The organism is Candidatus Magnetobacterium casense (assembly GCF_019173545.1).
In the GTDB taxonomy this organism is placed as follows: Bacteria; Nitrospirota; Thermodesulfovibrionia; order Thermodesulfovibrionales; family Magnetobacteriaceae; genus Magnetobacterium; species Magnetobacterium cryptolimnobacter.
On the sequence record NZ_JABXWD010000214.1, the window covers coordinates 1 to 6035 of the forward strand.

Consider the following 6035-nt stretch of genomic DNA (forward strand, 5'->3'; position numbering starts at 1 on the left):
GCTTTGGTGAGATGGCAATCATGGAATCTGCCCCTCGCTTTGCCACCGCAATATGTGAAACCGACTGCATACTCATAGCCATCAATGAGGTGGTGCTTAGAAACTCTGAGCCAAGGCTCTGCCTGAAGCTATACAGAAACCTGGCCATCATCCTCTCAGACAAGCTGCGAAAGAGCGACGCCAAGGTCAACGCCCTCCTGGCAAAGCAATCAAACTCTTAAAAACTGACTTCTTGACCCCCTGCCATTAATTATAGTAGACTTCTATGTATGAGTTTAACTGACAGGATAGCCATAGTCACTGGCGGTGCCAGGGGGATTGGCAGGGAGATATCGCTCAGACTTGCCGGGGCCGGGGCGACGGTGATTGCCATCTATAAAGGTTCGGAGGGGCTTGCGGCATCCTTGTTGCCGGAGCTGGGAGGTGACAGTGAGATATTCAAGGCCGATATCACACAGGAGTCAGAGGTCAGGGGGCTGTTTGAACACGTGAGAAAAAAACATGGACGCCTTGACATCCTGATAAACAACGCCGGTGTCATCAACGACAAACTCCTGCTGGCAATGGAGTTGTCTCACTGGCAGGGGGTAATGGATGTCAATCTCAAGGCCGTGTTTCTGTGCAGTCGCATGGCTGCCGAACTGATGATCGTCAATCATTGTGGCAAGATCGTCAATCTGGCCTCCGTTGCGGCGGTTAAGTGTACGCGCGGGCAGTCCAACTATGCGGCCTCCAAGGGCGGGGTGATATCCTTTACCAGGGCATGTGCCGTGGAGCTTGCCCCCAAGGGGATACAGGTAAATGCCGTGCTGCCCGGAATGATCCTCACAGATATGAGCAAGAGGGTCAGAAAGCGTGCCGGTGAGGAGGTGCTAAAGGACATCCCGGCAGGGAGATTTGGAACGCCGGGCGATGTGGCCGACTTGGTGCTGTTTTTGTCGTCCCCAGCATCGGAGTACATAACGGGACAGGCCATCGCCGTTGACGGTGGGTTAAGCGTCTCCTGATGCGTCTGTTTCAGGGGCTGGATATCGTTTACATCCCGAAGTTCAAAGACGTAGCAGACAGAAACACACGACTTGTAACAGACATTTTTACCGAAAAGGAGCGCATAACCTGTATGCAGTTAGCCAGACCTTACGTGTCACTTGCCGGGCGGTTTGCGGCAAAAGAGGCCATGCTTAAGGCCATTGGCATTGGCTTTATAGCAACGGGCGTCTTTCAGAACATAGAGGTGAGCAATCAACCCTCCGGCAAACCAACGCTGACATTAAGGGGCTGGATCAAGGCCCTGATGAAACGACGCAATATCACAGAGGTCACGGTTTCCATCTCCCACAGTGCCGACTATGCCGCCGCAACAGTGATACTGCTATCGACAGACAACCCCTTGGAATAATACAATGAACAACAGACAGACTTCCCTATAGCCCTCCACCACACCTAAGACTACTTTCGTATAGATTTTTACGTGAGACAATACGCACCTCTGGATAAACCATCAAGGCAAGGAAGAGACAGAGGTTGTGCCCCTTGCAGATATCAGGGTAAAAACGTTATCCTAAACGTATGGATGAGATTAACCATATGGCCTGTTGGCAGGACACTAAGTCTGCGTGTATGACATAGCAAAGATAGCGTTGACCTTTGCAGTCATCGTGCTGCTGATGCGGAGGAAGTACAACGTCGGATACGTGCTGCTGGCGGCATCGGCCCTGATATGTGTGCTGTATCTGATGACGCCGGTCAGGATACTCAAGACGATGTATGGCTCCATAACCTCGGTGGTGACAATAGAGCTGACCGTAGCCCTGACCTTTATCCGTATGCTTGAAATGCTCCTGAGGGAAAACGATGTTCTGAAGCGGATGTCCGACACCATGCGGGGCGTCCTGAGAAAAAAGCGATTTGTGATGATCTCCATGCCCCTGCTGATAGGCACGTTGCCATCGGTGGGTGGGGCGTATTTTTCATGCCCGATGGTAGAGGAATCGGCAAAGGGACTTGGTCTGTCGCCCGAGGACAAGGCCTTCACCAACTACTGGTACAGACATCCCTGGGAGCTTATACTGCCGCTGTATCCCGGCATAGTCCTTGCCTCCCTGATAACAGGCATTGGGTTGAGGCAGTTTATGATTCTCAATCTCAGCTTTGCCGTTACGATGCTCCTGGTGGGACCACTGTTTAGCATGAAGGGCGTAAACGGAACTTTTGAACCTAACGGCAAAATGAACAAGAGCGATGTTCTGAGCTTCCTGCCACTGGTTGCACTCATTGCCATGGTCATGGTGTTTAAGGTTCGTTTGTCTGTCGGACTGGTTGGCGTGGTGTGTATGCTGTTGTTGTACTACAGGTATGATCGCAGGAGGGTTTTCGGTGTGCTGAAGTACGGCTTTTCGCCGGACCTCCTTGTGCTGATCCTTGGCGTGGTCTTGTTTAAGGAGATACTTGAGTCCTCGGGGGCCGTCGGTAACCTCAGCAAGGTCTTTATACAGTACCAAATACCGGTGCTGTCCATACTGATAATCCTGCCGTTTATCAGCGGATTCCTGACAGGGTTTACGTTGGCATTTGTCGGCAGTACATTCCCGCTCTTTCTGAACATGCCCGCAATGACCCCATATGCCTATTCCCTTGCCTTTGCATGTGGCTTCATCGGCGTACTCCTGTCGCCCGTGCATGTGTGCCTGGTGCTGACAAGGGAGTTCTTCAAGGCAGACATGTGGGGAATATATAAAAAAATACTTCCGGCTGTATTGCTGATATTCCTCGTAACGTTGGTCCAGTACGTGATATTAAATTTATACAAATAAAAATGTCCGATATAGTTGTGTGATTTTTTACCTTGACAGATAATTTACTTTGGTGTAGAATTAAGCCGATGGGTAGAATATTGTATGTCTAAATGTATAGTATGCAACTCAAGGAAAGGTAAGAGGAGTTGCCCTTTATCTGGAGCACTTATATGTAGCCAGTGTTGTGGAGCCAAAAAAGGAGCAGAGGCAGATTGCCCCAGTGATTGCTCCTTCTTGTCTACCTCTATACGGTATTTCTCGGATAAACAGGCGTTCAGTGAGGCAAAAAACTTTGAACGTGAGATGAAATCTATTATTGGTAATGAAGATGATTACATTAACATCCTGGAAATCATCGAATCCGCTATTGTACGATTATATAAGGCAAACAACAGAATAGTTGATAAAGACGTTCAGACAGCGCTTGAATACCTCTTTGAAATGGGTAAGGCACGTATATTAGGGATATCATCTGAATCTTCAACCACCTTACCACCAGTCGTTTGGGATTTGATAGATTCCATCAATGACACAATAAAATATAGAACATCATTTGGTGTTCGGGATGGCGTTATGGGTATATTAAAAGGTATATACAGGGTTTTGGTCTCTGTGAAAAATCATTATAACCCAAAAAATAATAAGAGCTATCTTGATTTTATAATAAACTATGTGCGTTAAGATACTATTTGTTTTTAATCTCTGTGTGGGACTGGTAAATATCAGATGAATATTAATATAGAGAGGCGTATGGTTTTTTTTACTATTTTGTATACGGTAGTGGTTTTGATGCCTTTTATACTCATGCCGATTATATTTATGTGGTCGCTAAATACGCTATTTGGGTTAAGCATAGCCATAAATTACAAAACATGGTTTACAACGGTTTTCCTAATAGTAATTCCCATTGTGTTCTTTAATGTTGTAGAGAGGCTCTTTAACAATAATAGATCAAGAGAAGCAGGAGATTATGCTGAACCTGAATACGAAGATGAACCTGAAGATGAGTACGAAGATGAAAATGAAGACGAAGACATAAAGATGGATATTGCCAAGTTATTTATAATCGCAAGACATGGGCCATCACCGGATGATACTGAGGCGTATAAAAAATATATAATGGACAAGTTTTCACATGTTACGAAAATATATATTGGTGAAGAGACGCTTATACATTTTATGTGTGTAGAGAGAAAGCTTAAAGCCAGACACATCAAAGAGATAGTCAGGACTTTGATAATGGAAAAAAGAATTGTATCAAGGTTTCGTGAGCCGTTTATGTACAAAGAGGAAAGAGATGACGCCGGTTATAAAGTAACATTGATACTTGTGGGTGTTGGGGACATGGAAAAACATTTTGCTTAGACGTCTGTAATTTGAAAGCATGGTAGCTCAAAATGATGATGAATCGACATTCAACTCTGGCGTATGTTGTCGCCATGCTGGTGCTTTTCTGTATCTTGGCCGACAGCGCTCAAACGGGTAACACTCAACCGGACTACGGTGACACCCTTGTTGAGGCCACCACGGCAGAGCCGAGCATCCTGATTCCAATGCTTGCCGGTGACAGCATATCGCACGAGGTGGCGGGACTTATCTTCAACGGCCTCGTCAAGTATGCCCCCGACCTCTCACTCACCGGCGATCTTGCACAGAGCTGGGATATCGATGGTCTGACGATAACGTTTCACCTCAGACACGGAGTCAGGTGGACCGACGGGGTGGAGTTCACCGCCGAAGACATCATGTTCGGCTACAAGACCATAATCGACGACAAGACCCCCACCGCCTACAAAGAAGACTACCTCCAGGTGAAAAAGGCCGAGGTCGTTGACAAGTACACTTTCAGGGTGACCTACGAAAAGCCCTTTGCCTCGGCACTTTCCAGTTGGGGTAGTCTGACCGTGCTGCCCAAGCACCTGCTTGAGGGTCAGGCCATTACCAAGAACCCCCTGGCCAGAAACCCAACCGGTCTTGGCCCCTACAAGCTAAAGAGATGGACGCCCGGACAAGAGGTGCTGTTGTCATCCAACCACGACTACTTCGAGGGCAGACCCTATATAGACAACTACATGTTTCGCGTGATCCCCGACCAATCAACGATGTTTATGGAGCTTAAGGCCGGCGGCATAGACTTCATGGGGCTTACTCCGCTGCAATACAAGAGACAGACGGATTCTGAGTATTTTAAGGAAAACTTTAACAAGTACCGTTACCCTGTGTTTTCCTATACATATCTTGGGTTTAATCTGAAACATCCCATATTCAAAGACAAGCGTGTACGACAGGCCATCGCCCACGCCATAGACAAGAAGGAACTTGTAAGCATAGTCTTGCTTGGGCTTGGCAACGAATCCACCGGCCCCTACGTACCAAACACGTGGCCCTACAATCCCAACGTCAGGCGCTACGAGTACAGTCCTCAAAAGGCCAAAGAGCTACTTACCCAGGTCGGCTGGAAGGACTCCGATGGTGATGGCGTCCTGGACAAGGATGGCAGGCCGTTGGAGTTTACGATATTGACGAGCATGGGCAACAACGCCCGTGTCAAGGCCGCAACAATTATCCAGTGGCGATTAAAGCAGATTGGCATACGGGTCAACATCCGCACCCTTGAGTGGAGTACGTTTATCAATGAGTTTATCGACAAGCGGAGGTTTGAGGCCGTGTTGCTTGGCTGGGCAATCGGGATGGATGCCGACCAGTACGACATCTGGCATTCCAGCAAAACAAAGGAAAAGGAGTTTAACTTCATCAGCTACGCAAACCCCAACGTTGACCGCTTACTTGATGAGGGGCGTCACACGTTTGACATGAAAAGGCGCAAAAAAGCCTACTATCAAATACAGGAGATACTTGCCGAGGATGTACCTTACGTATTCTTGTATGTACCCGATGCCCTGCCGGTTGTGCATAAGCGATTCAAGGGCATTGCCCCCTCTCCCATCGGTATCGGCTACAATCTGCCCAAGTGGTATGTCCCCAGCGAACAACAAAAAAATAAGCTCGAACCATAGCGGTGGCACCACAATCAACCGTGGTTGTCAGGATTTAAGCCACTTTTATGTTTTCGTAGTATGGCATTGTTACTGTGCTTAAGCGAGCTGACCACGCCGGGCTGGAGTGCTACCGGAACACATTGATTGGCTTAAGAAAAAGTTGAACGAAAACGATACGGAAATGAATAATTTCATAGAAAATAGCCCTGTATGGAAGCCTAAGTATGAACTTTTGCAGAGT

General features: G+C 47.6%; 6 protein-coding genes and 1 pseudogene. All 7 read left to right on the forward strand.

The features are described from left to right. A pseudogene (locus HWQ67_RS11525) lies at nt 1-221 on the forward strand (cyclic nucleotide-binding domain-containing protein); the annotation flags it as partial. A 48-nt stretch (nt 222-269) separates the two neighbouring features. Further along, nucleotides 270-1007 (forward strand): SDR family NAD(P)-dependent oxidoreductase, encoded by a 738-nt coding sequence (locus HWQ67_RS11530; RefSeq protein WP_218252838.1) that lies wholly within the window; start codon nt 270-272, stop codon nt 1005-1007. Continuing rightward, the gene (acpS, locus tag HWQ67_RS11535) at nt 1007-1399 is read left to right on the forward strand and encodes a holo-ACP synthase (RefSeq protein ID WP_218252839.1); all 393 of its coding nucleotides are present in this window, start codon (nt 1007-1009) and stop codon (nt 1397-1399) included. The genes HWQ67_RS11530 and acpS overlap by 1 nt, the downstream gene beginning before the upstream one ends. 217 nt (nt 1400-1616) lie before the next feature. Beyond that, nucleotides 1617-2813, forward strand: coding sequence for a DUF401 family protein (locus HWQ67_RS11540; protein WP_218252840.1), 1197 nt, complete (start codon nt 1617-1619; stop codon nt 2811-2813). An 84-nt stretch (nt 2814-2897) separates the two neighbouring features. After that, nucleotides 2898-3476, forward strand: coding sequence for a hypothetical protein (locus HWQ67_RS11545; protein WP_218252841.1), 579 nt, complete (start codon nt 2898-2900; stop codon nt 3474-3476). Nucleotides 3477-3599: 123 nt separating this feature from the next. Then, the gene (locus HWQ67_RS11550) at nt 3600-4160 is read left to right on the forward strand and encodes a hypothetical protein (protein ID WP_218252842.1); all 561 of its coding nucleotides are present in this window, start codon (nt 3600-3602) and stop codon (nt 4158-4160) included. A gap of 32 nt (nt 4161-4192) precedes the next feature. Further along, on the forward strand, nt 4193-5812 hold the full coding sequence (locus HWQ67_RS11555; protein WP_218252843.1) for a peptide-binding protein: 1620 nt from the start codon (nt 4193-4195) through the stop codon (nt 5810-5812). Nucleotides 5813-6035: the final 223 nt, after the last annotated feature.